Below are 12862 nucleotides of genomic sequence, written 5' to 3'. Positions count from 1 at the left end.
TGCTTCCCGTCTGGTTGACGCTGGTTGACCCATCAGGCGTGTTTTCGTTGACGTTACCAAGCCACGCATTGGCAATAGCAGTGCCAACATTGGTCGAGGTCGATGCAGCGGATGTTTCCTTAGGGTCTGGCGCTTTTGGTTGTTTCGGCTTGCCGATGTCACACCTTCCCCGCCGGCATCCCGGCCTTCACGTTAAACTTGTTTGAAGTCCATGCATCGTCCGTCACGATGAAGACATGCTCATCTATGTCCCGGCCTCGCAGCCGCGGAAGAACGAACAATTCCCCGCCATAAGCTGTCAGCATACGGTGCATTGGCCTATCGTCGGGCGAGACCCTGAAAACGACCGCCTGACAGCCCCATTCCCTGAATGGCACGCCGAACATGACATCAAGCGTTTCGCGGGTGAGCCATCGTTTCGATATCGATGCGGCAGACAGTTCGACAACGCCTGCATCTTCATCGAAATTATGCCAGATCAGGCCGCCGATCAGAGTTTCGCCGTCTATCACAGCCATCCCTCGGCAATTGCCGAAGTCGCGCCCCTTGCCAGGCCATATCTTGTCCGCAACCCAACGAGAAAGAAGATCCGTCTCGTGGCCATCCTTGGCGATCCCCCAGGTGACGCGGTTCAAACCTGAAACCCGCCACGCTCGAAGACCAGATCAAAGGCAATGAGCTCGGTCACAGGCCGAATCGATATCCCGCACGTAATCTGGACCTGAGGCATGATCGAGAAGCCGGATTTCCCAACAGACACCCATTTCGTCGTTACATCCGTTGCTATGCCGGCATCCCATTTCGCAATATCCCACAACCCAACATCCCATAGGTCGGATGTGAGATCATCGACGGATGATGGCGCCGAAGGCAGTTGAACGCGATAGTTCGACGAAACGGAGATCTTCGGCCTAAATGGAACGTTAGATTGGAATGTCGCGCGGGCGGAATGGACAACCTTCCGCTGCCCAATGCTCTTCATGTGGTCAGGAAGGCCGACATAGACGCAGGTATATGGGTTTCCGTCATCAGAGCCCCCATCTTCCATGCGCATGACCTTGCCGTCACTCGTACCGAAATAGCCGTTGTCAGCGTAAAGGCCGATGCAGCGCGCATCCCATCCGGTAAAGTAGCACCAAGCCCCGGTTTGAATATTCGAGACATAGCATAAGGGCGAAATCGCATCGTCATCGGTCGGCAGAGAGACGACCATAAGCCCGTTCGTGGGCCATTTGACGATTTCCCAAGGCAGGGTGCGGCGGCGGTCTACCTCTGCCTTCCATTCCGGCTCGATATTGCGCGTGACGGCGGCAAGAGAAAGGGCGGCGGCGTCCTTGTTTACGGCTTCTGAAATAGGAACGATGCCGTCTTCAACGCCGATCAGAAGGTCACCGCCAGCCGACATGGTGGCATTCGCACCCATCGGAGGGGTGATTTTGTAGACCCCGACCTTCTCCCAACTGGCATCGCCAGGATAAAGGCCCTGATAGACGGCAACCTCGCCTTCAGTCGATACGAAGACGATTTTGTCGTCAAGGCCATCCCCAGAATCCAGCGACCATTTGCCGCCAAACAGAAGCGCCCCGCCTTCTTGGAAGACGCCCGCCAACGAAAATTCCGTTGCCGCGCCACCGACGCTATCAGTGGGAAGGTACCATGCCGACATGGTGTTTTTCTCGACGAAATACAGACGGCTGGCATAGAGCCACACGAAAGAAAGATCTGCGGTCGTGACCCCTGTTATGGCCGGAGTGGACACGCCGGTCACTGCAGTCCACGTAGACCCGTCGTAAAGACGCGCGCTGTCCGTCCCGTTGACGGCGTAGAGAAAGTTGCCTCCGGCCGTGCCAATCTGCGCTGTGGAGTAGTAGCCACTCGTCTGCCCGGTCACATCAGGCGTGGGGATGACCGATGCGTCCGCAATGGTCGTGATATTGAAGATATTTTCATCATCGGAAGCGAAAAATTCCTCAACCTGACCGCTCTTGAACGACCATAGGCGCCGAACTGGGTCGGTGCTGATCGTGGCGTACTTCAGGGAGCCGCCGCGTGTCCTGATGCCGGTCTGCGTCGGAACCCAGTTCTCGAGAACGAGCGCCCCGCCGGGCTTAGCGTTGATGAGCTCAGTCGCCACCCATCCACGGATCGGCGGCGACATGGTGTAATTGTCGGATTTCGCCCTCGATTGGGCAGGAACGGCCACCCTCATGGATCGATGCTCTGCGGATAGGCGACTTTGACATCGCGCGGCAGGCGACCAGGGCCGATACGAAGCATGCGCGAGCCGCGGTCTCGAGCGCAGAGACGCGCCAGAAGGTTTTCGTAGTTCACCATGTCCTCGGCATAGGAAAGACCCTTATTGGCCTTGAACTGCCAGATCATGCCTAATTTCAGCAATTGCTCGTCAAGCCGGAAATTATCGGTGTCAGCGGTAAATTCTACCTTGTTGCTGCCGGCGGACGGCGCAACGATCAGGTTCGATTGGTAGAAGAATTTCGCCGTAACGGCCGATGCTATGGCGGGCTTGATGTGCATCTGCCCGCCATAGATGATCCAGGCATTGACCACGAAGTCGAAGGCCTGAATATCGAGCTCAAGCCAGCGGTCGAGGCTGCCGATCGGCGAAAGCGCCGTCTCTAGAGACGAGGACCATACCTGCGATTTGACCAGCATCCGGTCGTAATCGTCGGGGTGATCGAAATCTTCAGTAGACCCATCACCGGTTAACGTGTGAATGCGCGCCAGCAGTTGCCAGTTGTAGCCGCGCGCAATCCGGGTTGCCATCTCGTTTGCGAGGGCGAACATCTCGACATATTCGCGATCTGTCGACGAGGCAATCGCGTCAGGCTCATCGAGCCCAACAACCTTGCAGACGCCCTGGCAAACTGTGAGTAGCGACATTTAGGCGGCCTTCCCCTTGGAGAGAGCTGCGTTCAGTTCATCCGCCTTGCGGACGAGCGTTTCGTGGCCGCTTCTGTGGTGCGGCGCATCTCCGCCCTGTTCGACGATCCAGAGACGGATCGTCTCGTCGTCCCAGTCGAAGAACGGCGAAGCGTTTACGTCGGGGTCGTCCGACTTCGGAGGCTGCGATGCACCGGGCGACTGGTTGCCGCCGCTCATCAGCATGGCGATCTGTGCCTGCATCTCGTCCATCTTCGCCTTGAGGGCTTCGTTTTCGCCGGCAAGCTTCGCCACGTCGGAATTCTTGCTGATCTTCTCGACCCAAGCGCGCACCTGGTCGCGCAACTCGCGGGCGCCCATGCCAAGCTTCTGCAGATTGGTGCCGTCGAGAGCGGCAAAGGCTTCCGCCGTGTGGACGTTGGCAAGCTGGAGCTCGCGAACCTTGGCCTTGGTGAGGAACGGGACTTCGGAAAGCGGAGTTCCGGCGCCGGCATAGGTCTGGCCGCGCTGGAAGGCTTCGTAGGGGCCGGCATGCAGTTCCTTGTAGGGGATCGCACGGCCAGTTTCCGCCTCGCGAACGCTTGACGGGTCATTGGCGCGCGCCACGTAGGCCGTCAGCTTGTCGCCGGCAGCGCGGATGCGGACCATTTCCACGTCTTCATAGACCGGGCGGTTTTCTTCGGCGCTTTTCCTGACGTTGTGAATGGCTTCGGAAAAGAATTCCACGTGCAAGTGGCTGAAATCATGATCGGGCATTTGGTTTTCCTGTCTGAGAGGCTGTGGGAGAATGAAAGGGGCGGCTTTGGGCCGCCCCTCTGTTTCATTAGGCTGCGAGGCCGTCGTCCATCCAAGGACGATGGATCTCGAACTCTGCGAAGCTGCCGGAAGGCGTGCCGATGGCCGACGCACCCTTGGCATTCTTCACGCGGTCGCCGGCAACGACCGCGTCATCAACCGAGCCGGCCGTGGCCGTGGCGTAGACGTTGGCGTCATCGACGAAGCCTGCGAGGCAGAGACCGATTGCCTTGCCGCTGATCTGATACCAACCCCACTGGCTGGCAACGTTGGCGGACATGGAAACCGCCACGGGGCCGATGGCGTTGGCCGCCAAGAGCGTCGTGGAGTAGTCGTCTGCGTTGTAGGTGACCCAAGAGCCGATCGCCGTGTTGGCGGCGCCCTTGAGGTAGATGAACTCGCCCACGCCATAGGTCGGGTCTTTCGCCTGGACGATAAGACCGTTCGCATGCTTCTGAGTGGTAGAGGTATCGGCGAACGCCTGCCCAATCAGGGTATTCTCTGCGATGGTGAAAGCCATGATCGTTGCTCCTTAGGCTGCCGTGTTGGAGTCGTAGAGCTTCGCCATGTGGAGCGGGTTGTTCATCGTCAGGTTCCCGTAGAAACCGATGTGCTGAACAATCGCATCCTGGTTGATCGGCGTTTGCTTGCCGCCGAACTTCACGAAGTTACGATCCGGGTGATAGCGGAAGCGCATCGCCGCCGTGTCGATGAAGTACGACACATTGGACGGCATTGCCGAGCCGATACCGCCTTCAAGAACAACGTCGATGGACTTGCCGGCGCCGTAGTACTTGAGGTTGGTGAAGCCGAGCTTGCCGAGCTCGTTTTCGTCGTTGATGCGCTGGATGTTGACCGTGGCGGCGGTATACGCGATGTAATGTTCCGCCGAGGACAGGATCACGTTCGGCCCCTTCGTGCCGCGGCTGCGGGCGATCATGATGTTATCGAAGATCGTCTTGACCGTGGTCGATGTGACCTGGGTGATGCCAGTGAATGCCGAGTTGGCGTCATAGGACGATGTGCGCCAGATCGCATTCGCGCTGCGGTCGATGCCGCCATAGGTGCCCGAGTTGACAGTGGTCGGGATCATGAGCTGCATGCCGCCGATCTGGTTCGATGCAGTACCATCGGAATGCACGTCTTCGACGAAGCGGTCGGTCAGTTCGACCTCGGCCGCCGAGATATGCTCTTCCATGATATCCTTGAGCTGGTTGGTGCCCGAGTTCTTCAGGATATCTTCGCCCGACAGCGTGACGGAAACTGCGGCGAGCTTCGCCGTGAATTCCGCATCGTTGAAGAGCTCAGCCGGGGACGGGTTGAGGTACTGATAGCCCGAATAACGGGTGTAGGTACCAGACTCGTTGTACAGCAGGCGCTCGCGGATGGTCGGACCAGAGAAGGTCTTGAACTGACCACGCTTGCGCATCAGGTACAGGATGGCGTTGGAGTTCGACACAAGGTCTGCGTAACCCTGGGATCGATCCTCAAGCGCCAGCGAAAACGCTTCCTGCAAGCGTTCGTTGGAAGTGAGAGCCATTGCTCTTTGCTCCTGTGAGGTTCGTTAAATCAGATGCCGACATTCGCAAATGCGCGATCGATGGCATCACGGGCTGATGCAGGCGGCTTGCGGTTGGCAGGGTTTGAGCCTGAACTTGGAGCACCTGTCGTAGAAAGCTGACCCTTCCGGGTTTGAGCCGGGTCAGCAGTTTGTGCCGCCGAAGCGGCGGGTGCGGGAATCTCAGCCTGCGGCGCGGGGTTGAGCCGTTCCGCCAAACTGTAAGCTTCCTGCAAATTCTTCGCCCTTCCGTTCTGGATGAAAAAGGCGATATCGTTGGCGAGCTCGTCAAAGCGAGCATGCGCGGGATCAGCCGCAAATGCTGCGATCTGGTCGAGCGTCTTCTGTTCGCGTTCCGACTGGATGGTCGTGGATACGCCGCCGATCTGCTTTTCGAGATTGGAAATCTGCGTGCGCAGCTCGCGAATAACGCCTTCCTGCTGCGTGGCCTGTTGGTCGGCGGGCTGGCCCATGACATGGGAGGCTACTTGGCGCAGCGAGAGTCCCATGTTCTGGCAGATGCGTTCAAGGCCGCCGAGCGGATCTTTGGCAAGCATCGCCTCGATGCCGGTGTAATGGTCGAAGACCTCCTTGAACGTCTGCCCATTCGCCTTCAAATTCTTGTCGAATTCGCGATAGGGTTCAAAGGACTGGCGGTATTGCTCGATGCCGCCTTCGAGCTCCTTGATTGCCCTGGTGGCTTCAGCGCGGACGGCTTCAGGTGCCGTTGCCCATTGCGCTTTCGCGTCTGCGGAGAACCGGGACGGCGCATCGTTGAAATTGGTGGTGGTCTTCGTCGGGTCTGCGGGGGTGTCAGTCTTGACCGGCTGCTTGGTGTCGACGACCGGCTTGGCCGTTGCGTCATCCACCTTCGCCTTGAACGTGCCATCCGGGTTGCGCTCGCGCGTGCCTGCTTGGTCAACCTCGGCGTCTGCGGTCGGCTTGTCGCCCCGGTCGCGGGCCTCAATGGCTGCAAATGCCTTGTCGATCGCCGAGCGCGGCGTCGGATCAGTGCGGCTTTCGCTGCCGGACGGCTGGGAGGTCTCAACCTGCGTCTGGGTGTCTGCGGGCATCGGCGCGGCGTCTGCCGCAACGGTCATTGTTGCTTCATCGGTCATGGTTTTGCTTTCTGAGAGCTCGTGTTATGCGCCGAGGCCGGCTCGGCTGAACGCCTTACCAACTGCTGCCTTGATAGCCTGACGGTCTGGTTTTGGCTTCTTGAAGGGCTTTGGATCAAGCACGCTGGAATCGTTGCCGACTTCAGCATAGCGTTTGCCCTCTTTGTTCCCGGAGGGCAGATAGGTGTCGCGGATCTTCCGCTTGCTGGTGTAGTATTGGCCGTCCACCATGCTCTGGGTCGGCGCCATCTCATCGGTCATGACGCTGGGCGCCGAAAGCGCTTCGAACGGCCGGCGGTGGTTGCCTGGCCAGTCATGCACATCATGCATCTCGCCGCAGTCGGGGCAGAACTTGAAGCGGAGGCCGCCAGTCACCTTCATTGCTGGCGCTCCCTACGATCGATGGAGGCGATAAATTCCTCTACCTCTCGATACAGGGCTGCGACTTCGTTCTGTTTCCACAGGTCACGCTCGTCGCATAGGAATTCAGTTATTACCCATGCACTGCTATTGGCATCCGCAGGCATGTGCCTGCTGCCACGATACTGGCCTCTCGCTCTGCCCCAGCCATTGAGAGCTGTATTCACGGGGCCATCTCCGCAATCTTGGCGACGATATCGGCGCCGGTCTTCAGGCCATTGCAGTCTTCGACCATCTTGGCCTTGAGCTTGTCGCCCCACGGATATCCTGCGGTGCCGAGACGCTTGTATTCCTCGTCCTTCACGATCGATTCAATGCCAGCCCTGTTATAGCCAGCGGCGTTGTACGGCTTCTTTGCTGCCTTGACGGTCTTCTTTGCTGCCTTGACGGTCTTCTTTGTCATTGGGATCTCCTCAGTACCCGGCCCAAAGGCCAGTTCCGGCCGTGCATTTGGTGATGCAGAACGGGTGCTCGCCGACAGCCAGAGTCATCGTGCGCGGCGTGTCGTCCTCTTCCATGAGGATTGTGAAGCTGCCCGCTGTCTCAATGAATATGCCGCGTGTTGCTGCAAAGGCATTCGCACTAGCCGTAATCGGGATCAGTCGCTTGAATGGCACCATTTGCGCGAGGGGAGGAAGAATGTTCATTGCATCGCCCTTTCCGGCTGGCTTGCCTTCGCCTGCGCCGTCACAACGGCTGCCTCGGCCTGCTTGTTGATACGCTCTATCTCGGCGTAAACCTTCTTGATCTCGGCATTCGTCTTCTCCAGTTCGGCGCGCGCCTGCTGGAGCTCGATCTGCATGGATGCCTGGCTTTCCTGCGCCTTAAGCTGCATCTCATTATTCTTGAGCTGCAACTCCTGCATCTTCATCTGCGTCTCGGCCTGCATCTGCTCTGCCGCCGGGTCTGACTTCGGCTGCGATGCCTTCTGCTTCATCTGGTCGACGAGCTCGTCAATCGCCGCTTCGAGCGCGCGCCCTGCCCTGAACGGGGATGCGGCGAACTTCAGAACCTCGCCTGCGAAGTTGGCAGATGCCGGGTCTGCCGCGACCATGGCGCCCAACTGCTGGATGAGCGGCGCCATTGCGGTCAGGAACTCCGTAACGCGCTGCTTGGCGGCATTCTCGTCTGGCTGGATGGTGGAATCCGTCTCGATATCGAGCGCGAACGGGCGCATGCGCTGATCACGAAGGAAGGCCATGACCTGTTCCCACGTGATGGACTGCTGCAACTCCTGCGTCTTCTGCTGGCTTTGCTGCAGCATCTTCTGGGCCATATCTGGGTTCTGCTGGGCCTGCGCCACCATCTGAGGATTGGACGCGGCCTGCGCGATCTGCTGGCGAATCCCCATGATCTGCTGCTGAACGGCGGCCTGCGTCGGGATATCCTCGTACTGCGACATCTCCATCAGCGTCTGCATCGAGAAGTTTTCGGCCATGATCTCGCCTGAAATGCGCGCTGCATCCCGTGCAATGCGGATCATCTCCTCCTGGCGGTCGCGAATTCGGACATTGCCGTACTGGCTCTTGAGCTCCTGAGCGCCAAGCGTTTCGTTCGGATCGGTAGCGCCACGCATAATGTCCGAGAGGCCGGTGATCTGATACACATCATCGATCAACTGCTTGCGAAGCTGGATAAGCTGGGCAATGACCGCGGCCACCTGATCGACCGGCATCCAGATGATGGAGTCCTTGAACGACCCGCCACCACCGAAGGCTGCGACGTTCGGGACCGGGATAAGAATTGCCTGGTTGTCGTTCTGCTTGATCGCCGTCTCGATCGCGTCGGCTACATCTTCGCCGCCGGCAGAATAGAAGCCCTTCATGCGCAGCGACTCTGACAATGCCGAGATACGGGCCGTGAGCTCGTTGATTTCCTCGATCTGGTCCTTGTAGTAGACGAAATCAGGAACGGGCTTCAGCGTGCCGCGCTCGACCGTGCCATATGCCGGTCGCGGGCATGGGAAGAACCTATCAAGCTGCAGATATGGCTCGCGGATATCGAGAACCACATCAACACCAGGTGTGGCCCAGACGACGACGTTCTTTTCCTTGTGCCACAACTCCCAGACGCAAGCCTTCTTCTCGCCTGCGTAGTTCTCGTCCTTGCCCTTGCGCTCGGAATAGGACGCCTTCATGTAGGCATCGCCGCTGGTCTGCTCGAAGCGCATACGCATTCGCTCCATGGTCAGCCATGAGCGGCGGGCAACCCAACCGACTTCTTTCCATTTGCGGGCTGGGTCGTGTACGAAATCCTTACGATCAACGTGATCGTAGGCTGACGCTTGACGCTCGCCATTCTCACCTTCTTCGAAGCGGAGCCACATGACGCCGCGGGCGTTTGTCGCCAAGTCGTCGCGGATCGCCTTCATCGTCTCGTCGATGTCCTGCGTATCGAAGGACGTAAGCAGCGAGCGCTCTAGGATCTCGCTGGCGTGACGATTGAGCGCCTTGCGGTCCTTGAAGCGGGAGCCGACGACAGGAACAGGAGCACGCGCATAGATCGACGGCTTGAGCACTTCCAGGTTGGCCCAGAAGATCTGCATCTGCCGCTCGGCGTTGGCGCCGGAAAGAGACTTCAGGTCGGCATATGCCTTATCGATGTTGTCGCACTTGTCCTGGTATTCCTGGAAGCACTTCTCGGCGTCCTGGATCTCGTCGAGCCAAGGTCGGGCATTGCGCATGTCTGCATACGGATCAACCGGCTGGTTGTCCGTTGCAAGGTCGTTTGCTGCGTCCATGCGTTAAACCCTGATTCTCGTTGTGCTGCGCGGCGGCGGCGGTCCTGCGAGGACGACAGAGCCTTGCGGCTGTGGCGGCTTCTTTTCCGGTTCCTTCACGGGGACATTCCGCCAGGCCATGGCGAGATAGCGGAAGGCGTCTGCCAAATGGCTCGTCCAGTCGTGAACCTCGGTCGGCTTGAATGTCTTCTTGTCGTCGTCCCACTCGCGGCGGTATTGCTCAAGAGCGGAAATCCCTACGTCTTCACAGCGGGTATGGAACACACAGATGGGCAGCGTCTTGCGAGCGGCGTTGATGCCGTCCATCTTCGTCGCCATCGGCACCAATTGCGGCTTGAGCCCGTATTGTTTCATCGTCTCGATGCGGGTCTTGCCTGTTCCCCATTCCTTGACCTTCGCGTCGTGAGGAACGAAGTCGATCCCGCGCACATATGGCTTTGAATGGCAGACCTCGGCGTAATGGTCGACGCCAACACCGGATGCCGTGTAGCAATCAAGGATCCAGACTTTCCCGTTGTAGACCTGGAACCACCAGATTGAGGTGTCGTCCCTTACTCCGATATCCCATGCCGTATGTACCGGCACGCCGGGAACGGGCAGAATGTCCTTGATACGCCCTTGGCTTCGAACGGCCGCCATTTCTCTCGCATAGAAAGCGCCGAGAATAGCGGCATTGAATGAGCAGAGATATTCCTGCTCGAATTGAGCCGTACCGATGTCTTCGCCATATAGGGCACAATATTCAGCAAGGCTTTCATCCAGTTGCTCTTGTGTCAGCGCGCCCGTCGTGGCGATGCTGGAGAGTTCGGCAAACCACCTCGGATTGCCCTTGGCCATGTCATACATGGCTTTCGCATGGTTGCGACCGCGCGGCGTGGTGATGAAGGTCGCCCACCCGCCGTTTTCCTCGATCATCGGTCGGATGTAGCCCCATGATGAAGGATTGCAGAGCGCCCATTCCGAGAAGGTCACACCAGCGATGCCGGCGCCGACGAGGCTGTTATAGCGATCGGAGCCGATAACCTGCCATGTGGAACCGTTCTTGAAGCGGATGAACATCTGCTGCTCATCCTTGCTTGCCCTCAATTCCTCTGGGAACGCCTCATCGATACGGCGCTTGCCAGTGTGGGGATTGACCGCTGCCCAAATCGCCTTTCGGGCTTGTTCGTATTCCGGCAGACAATGCCAATAACTGGCAACGCGCTCATGAGCCGCGATCGCCGTCCTGTGAAGAACGAGATCGTCCTTGCCCCAGCGTCGGTGCGCTATCTCGATTGCCCTGTCGCCACCTCGCTCCAGATAATCCCATAGCGGGCGCTGGTATTGTCGAGGCTGCCAGCCATTAGGTAGACGAATCCGCAAAGCGGACAATCTCCAGAACCATCGGACCGCCGTCCTTGCCGCTGTGCTCGACACTGGCCAGCTTCGCGTGGACATACGGAGCGGCGGCCTTGGCTGCGTCCATGCGCGCTGCAGCCGGTTGCTCTTCGTCTCGAAGCACAGACAGCATATAGTCGAGCGGCATCAGTCCGCCCTCTGCGGCCTTTGCTCTCGCCTCTTCGTTCATGCGTGTTGCAGCGCCAGCTTTACGCCCTGCGCCTTCACGCTTTCCGCCGTGCCCATTGCTCATCCTTGAAACCTTGAATTTGTTTCAAGCGGCAATGACGGCATGAGGTACGCACCAAACTTGGCACCACATTCATTACATTCTGTTGGGAAGCGGCCCCCCAACTTAACCGTCAGGAGCTTTCGACTTCCGCGGCTCTCGCACAGAGGGCATGAATTGAAATATGCCGTTGTGTATTCGCCCTTCTGGGCCTTCGCGTTTATTACCATGGGCTTGCCGCCTGTCTGAGAGGCTGTAAAGTTCGGTGGTCAAATTTTCCTGAGCACTGCGAGTATCAGCACGACGACGAGCAGCACCCCAATGCCGCCTGATATGCGAGGGCCTGCGGAGAAGTGGAAGGCGGCGGCGAAGGCAAAAATCAGGAGGATGAGCAGAACCGTCCCGAGCATCGCTTGAATTCCTGTAGTTACGGGTTTATATTGCCGTAGTTACACAAATTAGAAAGGCGATCAAATGGCCCTGTTCCACCAAATCAAGCGGGTTGCAAATCCAGAGGACGACCTGCTCCGCCAGCAGCAGAGGATTTCCGACCACATAAGGAAGTCTGGCGCTGAAGCTTTGCTCGGGAAGCGGGGCCGGAAACCTGACCCGAATGCAAAACAATTACTGACGCTTCGCCTTGATCCTCAGGTGATTGAGTATTTTCGATCTACCGGCGAAGGCTGGCAGACGAGAATGAACGAAGCGCTTCGGAAGGCCGCCGGCCTATAGCGACCTCCACAATTCCTGTCCTGGCGGCTTGACTGGAGCGTGAACCAGCTAAAGGCTTTTCAGTGCACCGCCCTTAGATTCCGGCCATTTGACCGCGTCACCTCAGAGAGTAAAAGCCGTCATCCAGACTGAGGCCCAGAGATCGACGGCAACCCGAAAACTTAAAGCGCATTTCGCCATTGGTGCGGAATGTGAAGAGCCCCGCCGAGTGCCGGGACGCATCCCCGCCGCACCAAATCACTTTGCAGAAGATACCATAATCGCCTTGACTTTCAAGGGGTTTGATGGGCGCACAAAATTACCCACAATTCTGTTCATGTATTTTTCCTGCCATGCTTTAACTGCATCCGGGCCGCGGTCAAACACCTCATCGGGCGTGATAAAATCTAGATAGGTCGGGCCTTCCTTGTCTTCGCGCATACTGCCCCCATTACGCAGCTTCGAAATCGAAGTCATGAGGCACCGTGAAGTTACCGGTGATGTCCAGCTTGGCGACTAGCTTCTGAAGCCGGGGGTCCTGCTTTGCCCTCCGTCGCACCTTCTGGCGGGCGTTGCGGGATTGGCGGTCAAATTCCACCTCTGCCTCTGCCTCAGCTGCCCGCAACGCCAGAATGTCGAGAAGGTCGATCGGCATGGGCTCGCCATCAGATGTCTTGACGATGTCCTGAACGCCGGCGGTCTGCTTCAGCAGGTCAATGTCGTGCGGCCGGTGGATGAAGACATAGCCGACGATGAGCGCGAACCGGCGGACCTTCCACAGGTCGGTGTGACGACGATCACGGACGAGCCTCTTCTCCGCCGGCATATAGAACGAGAACTTGTTATCCTTGAGCGCGCGCTCTATCGCCGACATGTTCGGGTCCAGACTCGGGATAATGCGATACCCCTTCCCTCGCTTGCTATCCGTCTTCTCCACGGTGTATTCGCGCTTTGGCTTTTGCGCTCCTGGAACCGTGCGAATTGCATACCAATCGTTTGCCGCCTTCATGCTG

Annotated in this window: 17 protein-coding genes; 1 reads left to right on the top strand and 16 read right to left on the bottom strand. The window is 58.3% G+C overall.

Annotated elements, in window-relative coordinates:
* Nucleotides 1–158: 158 nt before the first annotated feature.
* From CO670_RS15525 to CO670_RS15460, 14 genes are all read right to left on the bottom strand, one after another.
* On the bottom strand, nt 159–635 hold the full coding sequence (locus tag CO670_RS15525; protein WP_245425840.1) for an N-acetyltransferase: 477 nt from the start codon (nt 633–635) through the stop codon (nt 159–161).
* Nucleotides 632–2209 (bottom strand): hypothetical protein, encoded by a 1578-nt coding sequence (locus tag CO670_RS15520; RefSeq protein ID WP_097591052.1) that lies wholly within the window; start codon nt 2207–2209, stop codon nt 632–634. Before CO670_RS15520 ends, CO670_RS15525 begins: the two co-directional genes overlap by 4 nt.
* Complete coding sequence (locus CO670_RS15515; protein WP_097591051.1) at nt 2206–2901, bottom strand: hypothetical protein; 696 nt, start codon at nt 2899–2901, stop codon at nt 2206–2208. The genes CO670_RS15520 and CO670_RS15515 overlap by 4 nt, the downstream gene beginning before the upstream one ends.
* On the bottom strand, nt 2902–3657 hold the full coding sequence (locus CO670_RS15510) for a hypothetical protein (protein ID WP_097591050.1): 756 nt from the start codon (nt 3655–3657) through the stop codon (nt 2902–2904).
* A gap of 67 nt (nt 3658–3724) precedes the next feature.
* Nucleotides 3725–4216, bottom strand: a complete 492-nt coding sequence (locus CO670_RS15505; protein ID WP_097591049.1) for a hypothetical protein — start codon at nt 4214–4216, stop codon at nt 3725–3727.
* Nucleotides 4217–4228: 12 nt separating this feature from the next.
* The gene (locus tag CO670_RS15500) at nt 4229–5236 is read right to left on the bottom strand and encodes a phage major capsid protein (protein WP_097591048.1); all 1008 of its coding nucleotides are present in this window, start codon (nt 5234–5236) and stop codon (nt 4229–4231) included.
* 29 nt (nt 5237–5265) lie between these two features.
* Nucleotides 5266–6372, bottom strand: a complete 1107-nt coding sequence (locus tag CO670_RS15495; protein ID WP_097591047.1) for a hypothetical protein — start codon at nt 6370–6372, stop codon at nt 5266–5268.
* 24 nt (nt 6373–6396) lie between these two features.
* On the bottom strand, nt 6397–6753 hold the full coding sequence (locus CO670_RS15490) for a hypothetical protein (RefSeq protein WP_097591046.1): 357 nt from the start codon (nt 6751–6753) through the stop codon (nt 6397–6399).
* A gap of 202 nt (nt 6754–6955) precedes the next feature.
* Nucleotides 6956–7195: a hypothetical protein gene (locus CO670_RS15485; protein ID WP_097591045.1), complete on the bottom strand. Its 240-nt coding sequence runs from the start codon at nt 7193–7195 to the stop codon at nt 6956–6958.
* A gap of 10 nt (nt 7196–7205) precedes the next feature.
* Nucleotides 7206–7439 carry a hypothetical protein gene (locus CO670_RS15480; protein ID WP_097591044.1) on the bottom strand — a complete coding sequence of 78 codons (234 nt, stop codon included), beginning with the start codon at nt 7437–7439 and terminating at the stop codon, nt 7206–7208.
* Nucleotides 7436–9163, bottom strand: a complete 1728-nt coding sequence (locus CO670_RS15475; protein ID WP_141502305.1) for a hypothetical protein — start codon at nt 9161–9163, stop codon at nt 7436–7438. Before CO670_RS15475 ends, CO670_RS15480 begins: the two co-directional genes overlap by 4 nt.
* A 372-nt stretch (nt 9164–9535) precedes the next feature.
* A complete protein-coding gene (locus CO670_RS15470) occupies nt 9536–10894 on the bottom strand; it encodes a hypothetical protein (RefSeq protein ID WP_141502303.1) in 1359 nt (452 codons plus the stop codon).
* Nucleotides 10875–11162, bottom strand: a complete 288-nt coding sequence (locus CO670_RS15465) for a hypothetical protein (RefSeq protein ID WP_097591041.1) — start codon at nt 11160–11162, stop codon at nt 10875–10877. Before CO670_RS15465 ends, CO670_RS15470 begins: the two co-directional genes overlap by 20 nt.
* 245 nt (nt 11163–11407) lie before the next feature.
* A complete protein-coding gene (locus CO670_RS15460; RefSeq protein WP_097591040.1) occupies nt 11408–11548 on the bottom strand; it encodes a DUF3309 domain-containing protein in 141 nt (46 codons plus the stop codon).
* Nucleotides 11549–11612: 64 nt separating this feature from the next.
* On the opposite strand from CO670_RS15460, the gene CO670_RS15455 reads away from it, so the two are divergent.
* Nucleotides 11613–11870, top strand: a complete 258-nt coding sequence (locus CO670_RS15455) for a BrnA antitoxin family protein (RefSeq protein WP_097591039.1) — start codon at nt 11613–11615, stop codon at nt 11868–11870.
* 237 nt (nt 11871–12107) lie between these two features.
* Here CO670_RS15455 and CO670_RS32550 read toward each other — a convergent pair whose 3' ends face one another.
* Both CO670_RS32550 and CO670_RS15450 read right to left on the bottom strand, forming a co-directional pair.
* Nucleotides 12108–12290 (bottom strand): hypothetical protein, encoded by a 183-nt coding sequence (locus CO670_RS32550; RefSeq protein ID WP_141502301.1) that lies wholly within the window; start codon nt 12288–12290, stop codon nt 12108–12110.
* Nucleotides 12291–12300: 10 nt separating this feature from the next.
* Nucleotides 12301–12858, bottom strand: a complete 558-nt coding sequence (locus CO670_RS15450) for a transcription termination/antitermination NusG family protein (protein ID WP_097591038.1) — start codon at nt 12856–12858, stop codon at nt 12301–12303.
* Nucleotides 12859–12862: the final 4 nt, after the last annotated feature.

Origin of the sequence: Rhizobium sp. J15, assembly GCF_002531825.1 — a bacterium.
GTDB lineage: Bacteria > Pseudomonadota > Alphaproteobacteria > Rhizobiales > Rhizobiaceae > Rhizobium.
This window is presented reverse-complemented; position numbering and strand designations above follow the sequence as displayed.

What these genes read in the sequence shown, in the direction of transcription:
- CO670_RS15495 (WP_097591047.1), bottom strand. Translation starts at nt 6,372, where the DNA reads ATGACCGATGAAGCAACAATGACCGTTGCGGCAGACGCCGCGCCGATG.
- CO670_RS15500 (WP_097591048.1), bottom strand. Translation starts at nt 5,236, where the DNA reads ATGGCTCTCACTTCCAACGAACGCTTGCAGGAAGCGTTTTCGCTGGCG.
- CO670_RS15520 (WP_097591052.1), bottom strand. Translation starts at nt 2,209, where the DNA reads ATGAGGGTGGCCGTTCCTGCCCAATCGAGGGCGAAATCCGACAATTAC.
- CO670_RS15450 (WP_097591038.1), bottom strand. Translation starts at nt 12,858, where the DNA reads ATGAAGGCGGCAAACGATTGGTATGCAATTCGCACGGTTCCAGGAGCG.
- CO670_RS32550 (WP_141502301.1), bottom strand. Translation starts at nt 12,290, where the DNA reads ATGCGCGAAGACAAGGAAGGCCCGACCTATCTAGATTTTATCACGCCC.
- CO670_RS15510 (WP_097591050.1), bottom strand. Translation starts at nt 3,657, where the DNA reads ATGCCCGATCATGATTTCAGCCACTTGCACGTGGAATTCTTTTCCGAA.
- CO670_RS15465 (WP_097591041.1), bottom strand. Translation starts at nt 11,162, where the DNA reads ATGAGCAATGGGCACGGCGGAAAGCGTGAAGGCGCAGGGCGTAAAGCT.
- CO670_RS15515 (WP_097591051.1), bottom strand. Translation starts at nt 2,901, where the DNA reads ATGTCGCTACTCACAGTTTGCCAGGGCGTCTGCAAGGTTGTTGGGCTC.
- CO670_RS15505 (WP_097591049.1), bottom strand. Translation starts at nt 4,216, where the DNA reads ATGGCTTTCACCATCGCAGAGAATACCCTGATTGGGCAGGCGTTCGCC.
- CO670_RS15455 (WP_097591039.1), top strand. Translation starts at nt 11,613, where the DNA reads ATGGCCCTGTTCCACCAAATCAAGCGGGTTGCAAATCCAGAGGACGAC.
- CO670_RS15480 (WP_097591044.1), bottom strand. Translation starts at nt 7,439, where the DNA reads ATGAACATTCTTCCTCCCCTCGCGCAAATGGTGCCATTCAAGCGACTG.
- CO670_RS15475 (WP_141502305.1), bottom strand. Translation starts at nt 9,163, where the DNA reads ATGAAGGCGATCCGCGACGACTTGGCGACAAACGCCCGCGGCGTCATG.
- CO670_RS15460 (WP_097591040.1), bottom strand. Translation starts at nt 11,548, where the DNA reads ATGCTCGGGACGGTTCTGCTCATCCTCCTGATTTTTGCCTTCGCCGCC.
- CO670_RS15490 (WP_097591046.1), bottom strand. Translation starts at nt 6,753, where the DNA reads ATGAAGGTGACTGGCGGCCTCCGCTTCAAGTTCTGCCCCGACTGCGGC.
- CO670_RS15485 (WP_097591045.1), bottom strand. Translation starts at nt 7,195, where the DNA reads ATGACAAAGAAGACCGTCAAGGCAGCAAAGAAGACCGTCAAGGCAGCA.